Source organism: Acinetobacter sp. NIPH 2699 (assembly GCF_022549355.1).
In the GTDB taxonomy this organism is placed as follows: Bacteria; Pseudomonadota; Gammaproteobacteria; order Pseudomonadales; family Moraxellaceae; genus Acinetobacter.
On sequence record NZ_JAKZGL010000003.1, the window covers coordinates 120808 to 137553 of the forward strand.

The following is a 16746-nucleotide window of genomic DNA, read 5'->3' on the forward strand; positions in this document are numbered from 1 at the left end:
CGTGGCTTGAAAACAACAGGCAGTTTGCCCGTACTACACAACAAAATATGGTATTCAAGTAATGAGTGAAACTGTTCCCTCAGTTGTTACGATTGATATTGGGACTCATAAGGTCACAGTTTTAATTGGTAAAATCCATGCGCCGGATAAGATCCAAGTCATTGGCATGGCATCTGCTCGTAACCGAGGTATGGTTAAGGGCAAAATTGTCAGTCTGGATAAGGTCATTGCGGCAATCAAAAATGCAGTATCAGAAGCTGAGGATATGGCGGAGTGCCGTATCCATAGTGCTTGGGTTTCTATTCCGAGTACTGAATTACAGAGTTTTTATGCGTCTGGCCGTACGCCTGTAGCCAACCATGATCATATTATTACAACAAATGAAGTGGTCAGAGCGTTAGAGTTAGCGAAAGCCAGTCATGTGTCCCCAGATTATTATTTGGCGAGCGCAGTGCCACTGGGTTTTGAATTGGGTGACTCAGCAGAGTGGGTGCAGAATCCAGTCAATATGTCTGCGCACAGTATGACGGGTCATTATCAATTGATGATGATGCCGATTAGTACCATGCAAAACCTTGATCGTGCCATGAAAGGCGCAAATATCGGGGTGGAAAAAATGGTGGTCTCGTGCTTAGCAACCGCAGAAGCCAGCCTGCTCAAAGATGAAAAAGAATACGGTGTTTGTTTAGTGGATATTGGTGCGGGTATTACCAATATTGCGGTATACCTAGATGGACGTTTAGCGCTAGCGCGGACTTTGCAGCGTGGTGGTGAAAATGTAACGCGTGATATTGCCGCTGTTCTACAGACCACAACGGATGAAGCTGAGCGTATCAAGATACTACACGGTTGTGTTGACCTGAGTGTGGTGAAACCTGATCATATGATCCAAGTACAAGGAATTGATGGCACTCAAACCATTAGTCGCATTGAACTTGCAGAAATCATCATTGCTCGTTATGAAGAAATCTTCGCACTGATTCGTGAAGAGTTACAACATAGTGGTGCGATTCACGGTTTGTATCATGGCGTGGTGTTAACTGGCGATGCATGTCAAATTGAGGGTATGGTGAATTTGGCACGACGCATGCTTGGAGTTTCTGCACATTTGGGCAATCCACCTTTACAGGTGTATGCTGATGATCAACATTTACCTGCTTTGCGTCGTTCGATGTACGCTACAGCTTCTGGTTTGTTGATGTTTAGCCAAAGTGATTTGCAAGATGTGGTTGAAGAGCCAGAGGAAGCAGCGGACCGTAGTTTTGTGGATCGTGTTGCCAATGGCTGGAATGCATTGAATAGCAAATTAAAAGCTATATTTTAAGTTGTAGTTATTTTTAGGAAAATTTGTTAGGAAGTTGTAATAGTCGGTCGCTCTACTTGACAAGTTGGTGATTATTGCACAGCATCCTAAACATCAGTAGTTTTAAAAATCAGGGCAGTAACGGGCTGAAGTAACTGCCATTAATATATTAGGAAATCTAAAGGTCATGGCCTCATTTGAATTTATAGAAGATGAACTAGACGATGGCAACGGTCAAGCCCGTTTCACAGTGTTTGGCGTTGGTGGTGGTGGTGGTAATGCTGTTCAGCACATGGCGCAATCTGATATTCAAGGTGTGAAATTTGTCTGTGCCAATACAGATAAGCAAGCGCTTGACTGTATGAATGCACCATTCAAGATTCAATTGGGTGAGCAAAGTACCCGTGGCCTAGGCGCTGGTGCAAACCCAGAAGTGGGTCAGGTTGCTGCGGAAGAAAGTCGTGACCTCATCCGTCAACATCTTGAAGGCACTGACATGGTCTTTGTCACTGCGGGTATGGGTGGTGGTACAGGTACTGGCGCAGCGCCTGTGGTTGCTGAAGTTGCCAAAGAAATGGGCATCTTGACTGTGGGTGTCGTCACCACACCATTCAACTTTGAAGGTCGTCGTCGTCAAAAATCTGCGGAAAAAGGTATTGATGCTTTAGAAGCACATGTTGATTCTTTAATTATCATTCCGAACCAGCGCCTACTCAGCGTTTATGGTGATATTTCAATGAAAGATGCCTATAAAAAGGCAGATGATGTATTGTTAAATGCAGTGCGTAGTATCTTTGATCTCGTGGTCAATCGTGGTCATATTAACCTTGACTTTGCTGACTTGAAAACGGCGATGAGCACACGTGGCTATGCCATGATGGGTGCAGGTTTAGGTCGTGGTGAAGATCGTGCACGTCAAGCTGCAGAACAAGCGATTCGTAGTCCATTGCTGGATAATGTAAATATTATCAATGCGAAAGGTGTGTTGATCAATATCACGGGCGGTGATGATATTACCCTTCGTGAAACAGAAATTATTACCGATATTGTCAATCAAATTGTTGATTTGGATGATGGTGAGATTTTCTATGGCACCGTATTTGATCCAGATGCACGTGATGAGCTGCGCGTGACGGTGATTGCAACGGGTTTAACGCGCAATTCGGCTGAAGTTGATCATAAAAAACGTTCGACTACTCCTCATGCTTCGTCTCAAGGGACACAGGCAGTTGATGAAGATGATGTGCCGGCGATTAACAAGCGTGCAAATACGGAGTCTTCTGCGAGTACAGCACCAAGTTCATCACCACTTTCATCACCGATGAGTATTCAAGACTATTTGAAGAATCAGCAACGCAAATAGTAAGATTATAGAGTTGTTAGAAAGGGGTATTGATTACCCCTTTTTTTTATTTTTTAGAATACATCAGCAATAGTGTCGCTATTGCTTACGCTTTATCTCTAGTCTGATAAGATTGTCTTTGACAACGCAATCTATTTATGAAGTGCCAAAACACCCTAAATATGCTAACTTATAGCGGTTTTTGCAAATAAAGTTGGCATGGCATGTTGAAACAACGGACTCTCAAACGTGTGGTGAAAGCGAGCGGTATTGGTCTGCACAGTGGTCAAAAGGTGCTGATTAATTTTGTTCCACACCATATTGATGGAGGTATTGTCTTTCGCCGTATCGACTTAAATCCACCCGTTGACATTCCTGCTGATGCCTTGCTGATCCAAGAAGCATTCATGTGTTCCAATCTCGTTCGCGACGATATTAAGGTGGGGACCATTGAGCATGTCATGAGTGCCATTGCTGGACTCGGGATTGATAATTTAATCGTTGAGGTGTCCGCTTCTGAAGTTCCGATTATGGACGGAAGTGCAGGGCCATTTATTTATTTGCTGATGCAAGGTGAACTTGCAGAGCAAGATGCTCCAAAGAAATTTATTCGAATTCTAAAACCCGTCGAAGCATTAATCGAAGATAAGCAAGCAATTTTTACGCCCCATTCAGGTTTTCAGCTAAACTTTACCATTGATTTTGATCATCCTGCCTTTGCCAAAGAATATCAGTCCGCCACGATTGATTTTTCCACAGAAGTCTTTGTCTATGAAGTGAGTGAAGCTCGCACCTTTGGTTTTATGAAAGATCTCGATTACTTAAAAGCCAATAATCTTGCTTTAGGCGCAAGCTTGGACAATGCTATTGGGGTGGATGATACTGGTGTGGTCAATGAAGAAGGGCTACGTTTTGCAGATGAGTTTGTACGACATAAAATTTTAGATGCAGTCGGTGATTTATATCTACTCGGACATCAGGTCATTGCTAAGTTTGATGGCTATAAATCGGGTCATGCGCTCAATAATCAGCTTTTACGCAATGTTCAAAACGATCCAAGCAGTTATGAAATTGTAACATTTGATGACGAGAAAAATTGTCCAATTCCGTATGTAAGTGTGACATAAGTCATTGTCTTTCCATGCCTATGTTATAGTGTAACAGATTAAAATGAGATGTGTGTCACGGAAAATAACAACAGATTCCATCACTTAAGTTGAGCGGTTTACTTTTTATTGCTTGCCAAACGTAGTAAAGCTTGGCTAAGCTTAGGGTCGCTCACATATTCAGCGGCACTACGCAATAGCTCTTGGGTCTCTGATGTAAGTACTTTGGTTGAGGGGGAAGGTTCTTTAGGTACAATCACTTTGTGTCTTAAACGAACTTGAATTTTTCGTAAATCATGAAGTCCTTCGAGTTGAGCTAACTGCGCAACATAGTGGCTTTGCAAATAACTCAGTTGACTAATCATTGCTTGATTTTCACCGGTTATGATCAAAACACCATGTTGATAACAAACAACCTGCCATTGCTCTGGTTGGGGTAGTAAAGGTTGAATAATTTTCGTAAGTTGTGTCCATTGTGTGACTTGCGTCGTCAGAAACGTTAAGTTTCCAGTTTTTGTACGTTGTCCTTTCTGTTGAAAAACGTTACTAGGTTCAGACATGTCAACTTCCTTCGAGGTGATATGACCATCTTAAGCGTTTATTTTAACTGTTATCAAGGAAGAGATGATAAAGGGACTTTTTAAGGACGGTTTCAAGAGGTTTTTTATGCATCATACGCGTCGTATTTTACTGGCATTTTCATTGGCGGCTTCAGCTGCTTCAGTTGCTTTTGCAGACTATCAAAATATCAATCAAGCAAATGTTGCTGATCGTTTAGAACAGTTATCAAATACCTTGGCTCAAGGTTCTTATACTCATCCTGATGATATTGATCTACCTGCTGTATCCAATGTGTCGGTTAAATTACGCGAAAAAACCATTGAATTGAATAATGCCACCATTGAGAAAAAATATGGTCGTCAAGATGGTGGATCATCATTCTCAGCGGGTACAGGTCATTCTTGGTTGGTGAGTCATCCCCTACAAGAAGGTCGCGTCAGTTCCACTTGGGGCAATCGCACCTTATTGGGTTCGACTCGTCACCATTCAGGTGTAGATATTGCAGCGCCATCAGGTACAGCCATTTATGCAACAGGTCCTGGTGTCGTGACCAAAGCAGGTTGGGGTACAGGTTATGGTCAATATGTTGAAATTGATCATGGCAGCGGCTATGTGACACGTTATGCACATGCATCACGCTTAATGGTGAATGCAGGTGAACGTGTAGGTGCTGGTCAGCATATTGCCAATGTCGGATGTACAGGTCGTTGTACTGGACCTCATTTGCATTTTGAAGTTGTAAAAGATGGTCAGCGTAAAAACCCTTCAACTTATCTCGCGATGTTGCCTTAATGTAATTTGTAAACAGTTGTATATAAATATTTAAAAAAATCGCCTTTATTGGCGATTTTTTACGTTTTTTGTTAGAGTTGGGTCAATGACTATTTAGGAAAAAAATATTAAGTGGTTTTGTATTCATCTGGGGCGATACCTTTATGAAGCCAAAACATGATAAATATAGCAAGAACAATATAACTTAAGGGAAAAGGTGAATTATATGGCGTTTTATGGCGACTCTGACGCGCAGGAAACCCAAGAATGGCAAGATGCTTTTGATTCAGTATTGCAGCATATGGGCACGGAGCGCGCTGCTTTCTTACTGGAAAAGCTTTATCAACGGGCGATTGCGAAACACGTTCCAATACAACGCTTAAATACACCTTATACCAATACCATTTCAGTTGAAGAACAACCCGCGATGCCCGGTGATCAAGATATGGAGCGTCGTATTCGTGCTCTCATTCGCTGGAATGCATTAGCGATGGTATTACGTGCCAATAAAACTGGTGATGATCTGGGTGGTCACTTAGCTAGTTTTGCTTCATCGGCAACCTTATATGACGTTGGTTTTAACCATTTCTTCCGCGCTGCCTCAGATCATTTTGGTGGCGACATGATTTATTACCAAGGTCACTGTGCTCCTGGTATTTATGCACGTTCTTTCTTAGAAGGGCGTTTAACTGAAGATCAATTGAATAATTTCCGTCGTGAAGTCGGTGGCAATGGTCTACCGAGTTATCCGCATCCTTATTTAATGCCTGATTATTGGCAGTTCCCAACGGTTTCAATGGGTCTTGGCCCAATCATGTCGATCTACCAAGCACACATTCAAAAGTACTTGATGAATCGTGGTCTGATTAAAGAAGAAGAGCGTAAGATCTGGGCCTATCTCGGCGATGGTGAGATGGATGAGCCTGAAAGTTTAGGGGCAATTTCACTGGCAGGTCGTGAAAAGTTAGATAATTTAGTTTGGGTGATCAACTGTAATTTGCAGCGCCTAGATGGGCCAGTACGTGGTAATGGTAAAATCATTCAAGAGTTAGAATCGATTTTCCGTGGTGCAGGCTGGCGCGTGATTAAAGTGGTTTGGGGTCGTCATTGGGACCCACTGCTTGCACAAGATGCGACTGGTGCTTTGCAGGCTTGTATGGATGAAGCTGTCGATGGAGATTTCCAGCGCTATCAAGTGAAAGGTGGTGCTTATGCACGTGAAAACTTCTTCGGTAAATATCCCGAAGCGGCTGAGCTGGTGAAAAATCTCAGTGATGAAGATATTGATGCTTTAAATCGTGGTGGACACGATCCGTACAAAGTGTATGCCGCATATGCCGCAGCGACCAAGAGTAATGGTCAACCTACCGTGATCTTGGCGAAAACTGTGAAAGGTTACGGTTTGTCTGATGAAATTGAAGCCGTCAATAAAACCCATCAAATCAAGAAAATGCAAATTGAATCATTGCAGTATGTACGTGATCGTTTTAATCTGCCTTTTGATGATGAGCAGCTTGAAGAGCTACCATTCTATCGCCCTGCTGAAAACTCACCTGAATTGAAATACATGAAAGCGCGCCGTGAAGCGTTAGGTGGCTATTTACCTGCACGTCGTAAAGAAAGTGCAGCATTACCGATTCCTGAACTTTCGATTTTTGATGCGGTGTTAAAAGGCAGTGGTGGCAAAGCGCAATCGACCACCATGCTGATGGTTCGTTTGATCTCAGCCTTACTGAAAGAAAAAGCCATTAAAGACCATGTGGTGCCGATCGTACCTGATGAAGCGCGTACTTTTGGTTTGGAAGGTATGTTCCGTCAATTGGGTATTTACGCTGCACATGGCCAAAAATATACGCCAGAAGATAATGAACAGTTGATGAATTATCGTGAGGCGAAAGATGGTCACATGTTGCAAGAAGGGATCAACGAAGCAGGTGCCATGAGTGCATGGGCGGCGTTAGGCACCAGTTACTCGACCAATAATTTGCCAATGATTCCGATGTATATGTATTACTCGATGTTTGGTTTCCAGCGTATCGGTGATATTGCGTGGGCAGCAGGTGATGCACAAGCGCAAGGTTTCTTATTGGGTGCGACAGCGGGCCGTACTACCCTGAATGGTGAAGGCTTACAGCATCAAGATGGTCATTCGCATATCTTAGCAGGCACCATTCCAAACTGTGTTGCTTATGATCCTTGCTTTGGTTATGAACTTGCGGTGATTGTACATGATGGTCTAAAACGCATGTATCAAAATCAAGAGCGTGTGTTCTATTACCTCACGGTCATGAATGAAAACTATGAACATCCTGAGATGCCAGAAGGCGTTGAAGATGGGATTAAGCGCGGTATGTACTTATTGCAAAAAGATGAGCAGGCAAGCGTTCAACTGCTGGGTTCAGGTGTGATTCTGCGTGAAGTGATCAAAGCTGCACAGATTCTTCGTGATGAATACCAAATCCATTCCAATGTCTGGAGTGTCACCAGCTTTAATGAGCTTGCACGTGATGGGATGGCCTGTGACGAATATAACCGTTTACATCCATTAGCTGAAACAGCACAAGAATCATGGGTGTCGCAACAGTTACGCAGTACAGACGGTATTGTGGTTTCCGCAACCGATCATATGCGTGCCTATAGCGAACAAATCCGTGCCTATTTACCTGATAGCCGTCCATATGTGACCTTGGGTACAGATGGTTATGGGCGTTCAGATACGCGTGGCAATTTGCGTAGCTATTTTGGAGTTGATGCAGCACATATCGTGGTGGCGACTTTGAAGAAATTGGCGGATGAGGGTGAAGTTGAAAATCGTTTGGTCAAAGATGCGATTTCATCGTTTGAGTTAGATACTGATCGTCCAGTGGCTTGGGCACCGCAAGCACATCCACAAGTTCAAGCCGTGGCTGAATATACTGAAAATCAAGCAGGTGAGGGGAATTAATCATGCAAATCCAAGCACCTGACATTGGCGTAGATAAGGCTCTTGTTGCAGAAATTTTGGTAAAAGTCGGTGATCATGTTGCGGTTGAGGATAGCCTTTTGGTTCTAGAATCAGACAAAGCAACGGTTGAAGTACCCAGTACAGCAGCGGGAATAGTTAAGAGTATTCTCGTACAACAAGGTGATGAAGTCACAGAAGGTGTGGCGTTGATTGAGCTTGAAGAAGAATCTCAAGCGAATGAAGCAACCGTTACTGAAGCACCAAAGGCTGAAAGTCCGAAAGCGGAAGCAAAAGTTGAGAAAACTGAAGGTCAGTCAGCGCCAGTCACTGCTCAAACGGCGACTTCAAGCCAAGTGGTTGATGTAACAGTCCCTGATATTGGGGTTGAAAAAGCATTGGTTGCAGAAATCTTGGTTAAAGTGGGCGATCAGATTGAAGTTGAACAAAGTATTGTCGTGGTTGAGTCTGATAAAGCCACAGTAGAAGTGCCAAGTTCTGTCGCAGGTGTGGTTGAGGCGATTCAGGTTAAAGAAGGTGACAGCGTCAAAGAAGGCGTTGTGTTGATTCAAGTCAAAACCACAACAACTGAAACAGCGTCAGCTCCACAAGCTGAACCCGTTGAAGTGGAAGCGGCAGCATCAACCAGCACGGCAACAGGTGAAGTTGAAATCACAGTTCCAGATCTCGGTGTGGAAAAAGCAGTGGTTTCTGAGATTCTAGTGGGCGTGGGTGATCGCGTAGAAGCACAGCAAAGTCTATGTGTGGTTGAGTCGGACAAAGCTTCGGTTGAAGTGCCAAGTTCCTCTGCTGGGATCGTGAAAGCCATTCATGTGTCATTGAATCAAGATGTTCGCCAAGGCATGCCATTGGCAAGCATTGAAGTGAGTGGTCAGGCTGCTCCTGCCGCAGCAAAAGCACCGAAAACCTCTCCAGTAGCGGATACTCCTGCGACGAAACCACAACCAGTTGCAGCTCAATCACCGTCAGCACCAACGCAACCAGAAAAGTTGAGCAAGCAACAAGAAGCGGACAACGCTAAAGTTTATGCTGGGCCAGCTGTACGTAAATTGGCGCGTGAGTTAGGGGTCGTACTTGGTCAAGTCAAAGCCTCAGGTGAACATGGGCGCGTGATGAAAGACGATGTTTTTGCTTACGTCAAAACACGCCTTACCGCACCACAGGCGGCATCTACTGCTCAAGCGGTTCCTGCTGTTTCAGGTTTGCCATCATTACCAGACTTTAGTGCCTTTGGTGGCGGTGAAGTGAAAGCGATGACACGTTTGCAGCAAGTTTCTGTTCCGCAATTGTCATTGAATAACTTTATTCCTCAAGTCACACAGTTTGATTTGGCCGATATTACCGAGTTAGAAGCGTGGCGTGGTGAACTCAAAGATGGCTTTAAAAAGCAGGGTCTGAGCTTGACCATCTTGGCCTTTATTGCCAAGGCTGTGGCGCACTTGTTGAAAGAAGAGCCTTATTTTGCTGGACACTTGGCGGATGATCAAAAATCCGTGTTGTTGCGTAATGAAATTCATATGGGCATTGCCGTCGCAACACCAGATGGATTGACCGTTCCTGTATTGCGAAATCCTGACCAAAAATCGATTAAGCAAATCGCCACTGAATTGGCTGAGCTGAGCCAAAAAGCGCGTGATCGCAAGTTGTCGCCGAAAGATTTACAGGGTGCAAACTTTACCATTACCAGTTTAGGTAGTATTGGTGGAACGGCATTTACTCCACTTGTTAACTGGCCTCAAGTTGCAATTCTTGGTATTTCACCTGCAACTATGCAACCTGTGTGGAATGGTAAAGACTTTGATCCACGTTTGATGTTGCCACTGTCATTGTCTTATGATCACCGTGTCATTAATGGTGCAGATGCAGCGCGTTTTAGCAATAAACTCACCAAGTTATTAAAAGATATTCGTAGCTTATTGCTGTAAATATTGTTTGATTCAGACAACCTCGCGCAAGCGGGGTTTTCTTTTTGGGGGAATTTAAAATAAGAGCCTTTATTTGATCGGCATTTTATTTAGAATAAATCATAAGGATTCAATACTTTTTTTAGCCAAGGGGTAGAGATGTTCGCAATTTACAAAGTGATGTTACCGCTATTATTGATTGTTTTCGTATTGATGGGGCTGTGGGTGAGTTACTTGCACTTTCCATGGAATTGGATCATTTATGCTGTAATGGGCTTAGAAGTATCGCTTGCGACCATAGCGATGACAATGGAATATCAAGCGCAGCATGCGGGTAGTACCAGCGGTTGGGGAAGTATGGGTATTATTGGTGGCAATATCATTTTTGCATGCTTATTGGGTATTTTTAGATGTCTGCTGTGGTGGTATCAAAAAAGTTAAGTTCAAAGATTTAAAATAATATTGTTCTTTGATAGAATGATTTCACTTCATTGGGGAGTAGCCGCTCTTTACGCAAAGTAAAGAGGTGATGATCAACATAATTGTTCAACAGAACATGGTCATCATAGCAAAGAACCAAAAAACAGCTTTTTTGGCTGAGCTTTTGTTGGCAAGACCTTTGATTTATCACTCTGCAATCAATCTATTTGATTTTGGCTAGCAGGAGGGATAGGTCATCGGTATATTTTGCTAGCCAGAGCATTCAACAATGTATGAATTTCTCATCTCGACTTCAATTGTTGCCCTTGCAGAAATGGGCGATAAAACTCAACTTCTGGCTTTATTGCTTGCAGCACGTTTCCGTAAACCGATTCCAATTTTGATTGCCATATTATTAGCGACCTTAATTAATCATGGTTTATCGGCTGTACTTGGACAATGGATCACCACTGTATTGAGCCCTGAAATCTTATTGTGGATACTTGCATTGGGCTTCATTGGAATGGCAATTTGGATGTTAATTCCAGATGAGTTAGGCGATGAAACTGAAAACATCAATAAATGGCAAAAATTTGGTGTGTTTGGTGCAACTTTTATTCTCTTTTTCTTGGCGGAAATTGGCGACAAAACCCAAATTGCGACGGTTGCATTGGCGGCTCGTTTTGACAGTATTTTTTGGGTCACGCTGGGTACAACCTTAGGTATGCTGATTGCCAATGCGCCTGCGGTGTTTATTGGCAATAAATTGGCTGAACGTTTACCGATTGCTTTGATTCATAAGATTGGTGCAGCCATTTTCTTAATCATCGGTCTTTCTGCGTTGGTTCAGCATTACGTCTTTGCTTAATATGCCGTGGATGAAAATACATCTAATCGAGGACGGTTTAGGCCCATTTTCAGAAAAGTTTATCCTTGTTTCAGTCCCCCTTTTGATAAAAGGGGGACTTTTCGGGAAAAGGTGTAAGTGCTTGGATTAATATTTAAATTTTACCGTAAAGTTAATCTGACGTGGATCGCCTAAGCTGATTAGGTTTTCATTTAGCGCCCCCGCATAATAATCCTTATCAAACAAATTACGGATCGCCAGTTGAGCACCCCAGTGTTCGGCATCATAACCCGCCTGAGTATCAAACAAAGTGTAGCTTGGAATATCAACATCTAGGCCATTGATACTTTTCTTGGTTTCACCTCTAAAACCTGCACCGATGTACCAACCGAGCTGAGCATTTGCTTCGAAATGATAGCGCGTAGAAAAGCTATAACTGTGCTTAGGTACATTGTCGATACGTAGTCCAATATTCTCCACTTGAGTATCTGCACTGGTTTTTGCATCGGGCGTATAGGTATATGCTGCGGTCAGTGTGAGTTGATCAAACAGTTGTGCATTGACTTCGGTTTCGACACCGCGCGTCATTTGTTCACCGCGCTGTATTTTAAAGCCATTATTAATCGGGTCGGTAACCGAAACATTTTGGCGGCGTAGGTCAAACCAAGCAATGCTGCCTTGAATACGTTGGTCGGGGCTTTGCAGTTTTAAACCGACTTCGATTTGTTTGCCTTTTTCGGGTTTAAATGTGTTGTCATAGAAATCTGTTCCACTGACGGGTAAGAACGAGGTTGCATAACTGACATAAGGTGCAACGATATCATTGATGCTATACAGCAGCGAAGCATTGCCTGTAAAGGCATTGTCAGATTGCGTTGATTTGGTATTTTTGATCAAATTGGTGCTTTGTGTTTCTGCCCAATCATGACGACCCGCGAGATTTAAAACCAGTTGTTCATTCAGTTGAATACGATCACGTAGATATAAGCCCGTGTATTTGAGACGATTGATATCATGATTGGTTGGTGATTCTGGGCAAGTGACAGTCGTATTATATTGGGGTTTATATAGATTTAAATTATCGACTGTGCAGCGATTATTGATGTAATCACTTTTCTCTTGCATGGCATCGACACCAATGGTCAATTCATGCGACATATCGGCGAGCTTAAATGTTCTTTGTAGTTGGTTGTCGATCGCAAGGTTCAGATTGTCCACATCCTGATAGCGTCCCTGACGTTGAATGGTGGTGTAATCTATTTTTCCATCTTTATCTTTGGCCCAAAAGCTTTTCCCTGTTGCCGCAAACACCGCTGGACCCAGCATTTCGGTTTTTTGTATAGCGAAATTCTGTTTAAACTGCCATTCATTCTCAAAAGTATGAGCGACGTTATAACCTGCACGATAGACATCGGCGTTGTAGCCACCATGTGATGGTTCACTTATAAATAATTTTGAATCAAGTGAACCATTTGGATTGGTTAACAGCGTTCCCATGATAGGTAAGCCCTGTTGGCGCATATATTCACGATGTTGATAACTGGCAATCACGGAAAGATCAGTTTTTTCACCTAGATCAAAAGTATAAGACGGTGAAATATAGTAATTTTTAAAATAGACAAAGTCCGTTGGGTCATTCTGATCAGCAATACGTCCATTGATACGAAAGGCACCTTTATCGCTGTCATTGGGACTGTAGTTTAGATCAAATGTGCCTTGTTTGAGTTGATTGGAGCCATAGGTCAATGAACCATGATAAAAGGTTTCTGCTTGTGGCCGCTTGGTGACCATATTGACCATACCACCGGGCTGCACTAAACCAAAATTCACGGATGCGGGGCCTTTTAAAACTTGGACTTGATCCATGCCTGAAATTTCGGTGGCAACGAACGTACTTTGACCTTGGCGTAATCCATCAATAAACACCTGATCAGATGAGTTTTGTCCCCGAATAATAAAGTCATCCCAGCCACGTCGCCCGAGTTGTCCTGATACCACACCCGCAATACCATTGATGGCTTCGGTAAGGCTAGAGGCTTGCTTTTGTTCTAATTGTTGTTGGCTAATCACACTGACGGATTGAGCTGTTTTAAATAAAGGTGCATCTGACTTTAAGACCGAGCTGGCTTTGTTGGCAACGTAACTCAAAGTCGGTTCTTTTTCTGCCTGAATCTCAATCGTCGGCAAGATATTGGTTGATTGGTTATTTGGGGGAGTCACGTTTTCTGCATGACTTGTGGTCATGACGGTAAAAACAGCAAGAGCTAAGAGGGTGGGTGAAGATGGGAGTCGTTGCGATGGTCGCATAAGTGAGTCAGCCTAGACAAGCAGAAGTTGGATTTGATAATGAGAATTATTATATTTAAAAAGGGGCGTTTTTAAAATGTCCAAAATATTTATTTTTAAATTGAATGAGAGGGAAAACTACTGTCTAAAAAACAATCTAAAATCTGTAGTTATGATCAGAATCGTTGAGTGAGTCATGGATGAAATAGAAAAGAATGGGGTGTGTAAAAATTATTTCATCATAGAAAATGAAAAATACAGCGAAATTTGTTTATAATAGCTCACGGAAATTACCAGTGAGATTGTTATGCTGACCATCGTTCAAGAAGCGTTAACCTTCGATGATGTCTTATTACTTCCTGCCTACTCAACTGTTCTCCCAAAAGATGTCTCTCTAAAGACACGTTTAACTCGCGGAATTCAACTTAATATCCCTCTCGTTTCGGCTGCAATGGATACAGTGACTGAGTCACGTATGGCGATTGCGATGGCACAAAATGGTGGTATTGGTATTTTGCACAAAAACATGGATATTGCAGCGCAAGCCGCTGAAGTACGCCGTGTGAAAAAATTTGAAGCAGGTATGGTGAAAGATCCAATCACTGTGACACCTGAAACCACTGTTCGTGAATTGATTGCGATTACTCAAGCCAACAACATTAGTGGCGTGCCAGTAGTGAAAGATGGCAAAGTGGTTGGAATCGTGACAGGGCGTGATACACGTTTTGAAACCAATCTTGAGCAACCTGTAAGCAACATCATGACAGGTCAAGACCGTTTAGTTACCGTTCTTGAAAGCGAATCTAAAGAAAATATTCAAGCACTTCTTCAAAAGCACCGTATTGAAAAAGTATTGGTGGTTGATGAAAACAATGCGCTTAAAGGTTTAATCACGGTTACCGACTTCCGTAAAGCTGAGCTTTATCCAAATAGTTGTAAAGACGAACTCGGTCGTTTACGTGTGGGTGCTGCTGTTGGTACAGGTGCAGAAACACCTGCACGTGTAGAGGCGTTGGTCGAAGCAGGTGTGGATGTGATTGTCGTGGATACGGCACATGGTCACTCTGCGGGTGTGATTGAGCGTGTACGTTGGGTTAAACAAAACTTCCCACAAGTTCAAGTCATTGGTGGCAACATTGCCACTGGCGATGCAGCATTGGCATTACTTGATGCGGGTGCAGATGCGGTGAAAGTCGGTATCGGTCCAGGTTCAATTTGTACCACACGTATCGTTGCAGGGATTGGTGTTCCTCAGATGTCTGCGATTGATAATGTTGCCAGCGCTTTGAAAGGTCAAATTCCCTTAATTGCTGATGGTGGTATTCGTTACTCAGGCGATATGGCGAAAGCGATTGCTGCGGGTGCGAGCACGATTATGGTGGGTTCACTCATGGCGGGTACTGAAGAAGCACCAGGTGAGGTTGAATTTTTCCAAGGACGTTACTATAAAGCCTATCGTGGTATGGGTTCATTAGGTGCAATGTCTGGTGCTTCAGGTTCATCTGACCGTTATTTCCAAGATGCCAAAGCAGGTGTAGAGAAACTTGTTCCTGAAGGTATTGAAGGTCGTGTACCTTATAAAGGTCCAATGAGTGCCATCGTGCATCAAATGATGGGCGGTTTACGTTCATCTATGGGCTATACCGGTTCAGCGGATATCGAAGCAATGGCTCAAAACGCTAAGTTTGTGAAGATCACTTCTGCGGGTATGCAAGAATCACATGTGCATGACGTTACCATTACTAAAGAAGCACCAAATTATCGCATTGGTTGATTTTTGGTAACTGTTTAGATTGAAAAACCGTCAGTTCACTGGCGGTTTTTTGGTTTTGGTGTAAAGTGAATAACATGAGGAAGATATGGTTACAATCCATATAAAAGATAAGAAAGCGAGTAAATAATGAGTTATTTTGGTACTGATGGAATTCGTGGAAAATTTGGACAAATGCCGATTACCCCTGAGTTTGCATTAAAACTAGGCTTTGCGGCAGGAAAAGTATTAAAACGTACCAGCCCGAAAAATAAACCGATTGTCGTTTTGGGGAAAGATACACGTTTATCGGGTTATATTTTAGAAGCAGCATTGCAAGCAGGCCTCAATGCGGCAGGTGTTTATGTCCATTTATTGGGTCCGTTGCCAACACCAGCCATTGCCCATTTGACCCGTGCGCTACATGCCCATGCGGGGATTGTGATTTCAGCATCACATAACCCTTACTATGACAATGGGATTAAGTTTTTTTCGAGTGAGGGCAAAAAACTCCCAGATGCCTTACAAGAGCAAATTAACCAAGAATTAGAAAATGATCTTCAAATCGAGGACAATGCCAGCCTTGGTAAAAGTGTTCGGGTCAAAGATGCCAATGGACGCTATATCGAGTTTTGTAAGTCGACCTTCCCATATCATTTTGATTTGCGTAATTTAAAAATTGTGGTGGATTGTGCCAATGGTGCAGCCTATAGCGTTGGACCTTCGGTATTTCGTGAGTTAGGTGCGAAAGTGATTCCCCTTTATTACGAACCCGATGGTCTAAATATCAATGAAAACTGTGGTTCGACGCATCCTGAACATTTACAGAAAGCGGTTGTTGAACATAACGCTGATCTAGGTATTGCCTTTGATGGTGATGCTGATCGAGTGGTCATGGTGGATAAAAATGGTCAATTGATCGACGGTGATCATATTCTCTATATCCTTGCAACACAGGCAAAGCATAAGCCCGCAGGTGTGGTTGGAACGGTGATGAGCAATATGGCACTTGAGTTGGCATTGCAAAAAGCTAATGTTGATTTTGTCCGTGCAAACGTGGGTGACCGTTATGTTTTACAAGCACTGGAAGAAAAGGCTTGGGTCATTGGTGGTGAGCCATCAGGTCATATTCTGACACTGGATAAGAGCACCACAGGCGATGCGATTATCGCTGCATTACAAGTGCTCACCGTGATGGTTGAGCAAGGTAAAGCTTTACATGAGTTGGTCGAAGGCTTTGAATTATTCCCACAAATATTGGTTAATGTTCGCTTACAGCAGATGATTGATCCGTATTCTATTCCTGCCCTAGTTACCGAGTTTGAAAAAGCTGAACAACAATTGAAGGGACGTGGCAGATTATTGATCCGTAAATCTGGGACTGAGCCTGTGATTCGCGTGATGGTTGAAGGTGATCAACAGCAAGAAGTTGAAGCTTTAGCCCACCAATTGGCTGATGCAGTGCGCGCTCAAGCCCAAGTTGCATAGCGGAGA

The 16746-nt window shown here is 43.1% G+C and carries 12 protein-coding genes and 1 riboswitch; of the genes, 10 read left to right on the forward strand and 2 right to left on the reverse strand.

The annotated features are described in order from the left end of the window. Positions 1 to 61 precede the first annotated feature (61 nt). The 3 genes from ftsA (at position 62) to lpxC (ending at position 3772) form a co-directional block, all read left to right on the forward strand. Positions 62 to 1324, forward strand: a complete 1263-nt coding sequence (gene ftsA, locus MMP72_RS04120; RefSeq protein WP_241314815.1) for a cell division protein FtsA — start codon at positions 62 to 64, stop codon at positions 1322 to 1324. 166 nt (positions 1325 to 1490) lie between these two features. Continuing rightward, positions 1491 to 2666 (forward strand): cell division protein FtsZ, encoded by a 1176-nt coding sequence (ftsZ, locus tag MMP72_RS04125; RefSeq protein WP_241314817.1) that lies wholly within the window; start codon positions 1491 to 1493, stop codon positions 2664 to 2666. A gap of 203 nt (positions 2667 to 2869) precedes the next feature. After that, on the forward strand, positions 2870 to 3772 hold the full coding sequence (lpxC, locus tag MMP72_RS04130; RefSeq protein WP_241314819.1) for a UDP-3-O-acyl-N-acetylglucosamine deacetylase: 903 nt from the start codon (positions 2870 to 2872) through the stop codon (positions 3770 to 3772). Between the two features lie 98 nt (positions 3773 to 3870). On the opposite strand, the gene MMP72_RS04135 is transcribed toward lpxC, so the two are convergent. Further along, positions 3871 to 4311, reverse strand: a complete 441-nt coding sequence (locus MMP72_RS04135) for a DUF721 domain-containing protein (protein WP_241314821.1) — start codon at positions 4309 to 4311, stop codon at positions 3871 to 3873. Between the two features lie 106 nt (positions 4312 to 4417). Here MMP72_RS04135 and MMP72_RS04140 point away from each other — a divergent pair, with 106 nt between their 5' ends. The 5 genes from MMP72_RS04140 (at position 4418) to MMP72_RS04160 (ending at position 11237) form a co-directional block, all read left to right on the forward strand. Next, positions 4418 to 5104 carry a M23 family metallopeptidase gene (locus MMP72_RS04140; RefSeq protein WP_241314823.1) on the forward strand — a complete coding sequence of 229 codons (687 nt, stop codon included), beginning with the start codon at positions 4418 to 4420 and terminating at the stop codon, positions 5102 to 5104. A gap of 205 nt (positions 5105 to 5309) precedes the next feature. Then, positions 5310 to 8027 carry a pyruvate dehydrogenase (acetyl-transferring), homodimeric type gene (gene aceE, locus MMP72_RS04145; RefSeq protein ID WP_241314825.1) on the forward strand — a complete coding sequence of 906 codons (2718 nt, stop codon included), beginning with the start codon at positions 5310 to 5312 and terminating at the stop codon, positions 8025 to 8027. A gap of 2 nt (positions 8028 to 8029) precedes the next feature. Beyond that, positions 8030 to 9970, forward strand: a complete 1941-nt coding sequence (locus MMP72_RS04150; RefSeq protein ID WP_241314827.1) for a 2-oxo acid dehydrogenase subunit E2 — start codon at positions 8030 to 8032, stop codon at positions 9968 to 9970. A 138-nt stretch (positions 9971 to 10108) separates the two neighbouring features. Beyond that, a complete protein-coding gene (locus MMP72_RS04155; protein ID WP_241314828.1) occupies positions 10109 to 10390 on the forward strand; it encodes a hypothetical protein in 282 nt (93 codons plus the stop codon). 40 nt (positions 10391 to 10430) lie between these two features. After that, positions 10431 to 10573, forward strand: a riboswitch (yybP-ykoY riboswitch). An 85-nt stretch (positions 10574 to 10658) separates the two neighbouring features. Further along, the gene (locus MMP72_RS04160; protein WP_241314829.1) at positions 10659 to 11237 is read left to right on the forward strand and encodes a TMEM165/GDT1 family protein; all 579 of its coding nucleotides are present in this window, start codon (positions 10659 to 10661) and stop codon (positions 11235 to 11237) included. Between the two features lie 126 nt (positions 11238 to 11363). On the opposite strand, the gene MMP72_RS04165 is transcribed toward MMP72_RS04160, so the two are convergent. Further along, positions 11364 to 13523, reverse strand: coding sequence for a TonB-dependent siderophore receptor (locus MMP72_RS04165; protein ID WP_241314830.1), 2160 nt, complete (start codon positions 13521 to 13523; stop codon positions 11364 to 11366). Positions 13524 to 13809: 286 nt separating this feature from the next. On the opposite strand from MMP72_RS04165, the gene guaB reads away from it, so the two are divergent. Both guaB and glmM read left to right on the forward strand, forming a co-directional pair. Next, positions 13810 to 15276 carry an IMP dehydrogenase gene (gene guaB, locus MMP72_RS04170; RefSeq protein WP_004673427.1) on the forward strand — a complete coding sequence of 489 codons (1467 nt, stop codon included), beginning with the start codon at positions 13810 to 13812 and terminating at the stop codon, positions 15274 to 15276. A gap of 126 nt (positions 15277 to 15402) precedes the next feature. Further along, positions 15403 to 16740, forward strand: a complete 1338-nt coding sequence (gene glmM / locus MMP72_RS04175; RefSeq protein WP_241314832.1) for a phosphoglucosamine mutase — start codon at positions 15403 to 15405, stop codon at positions 16738 to 16740. Positions 16741 to 16746 lie beyond the last annotated feature (6 nt).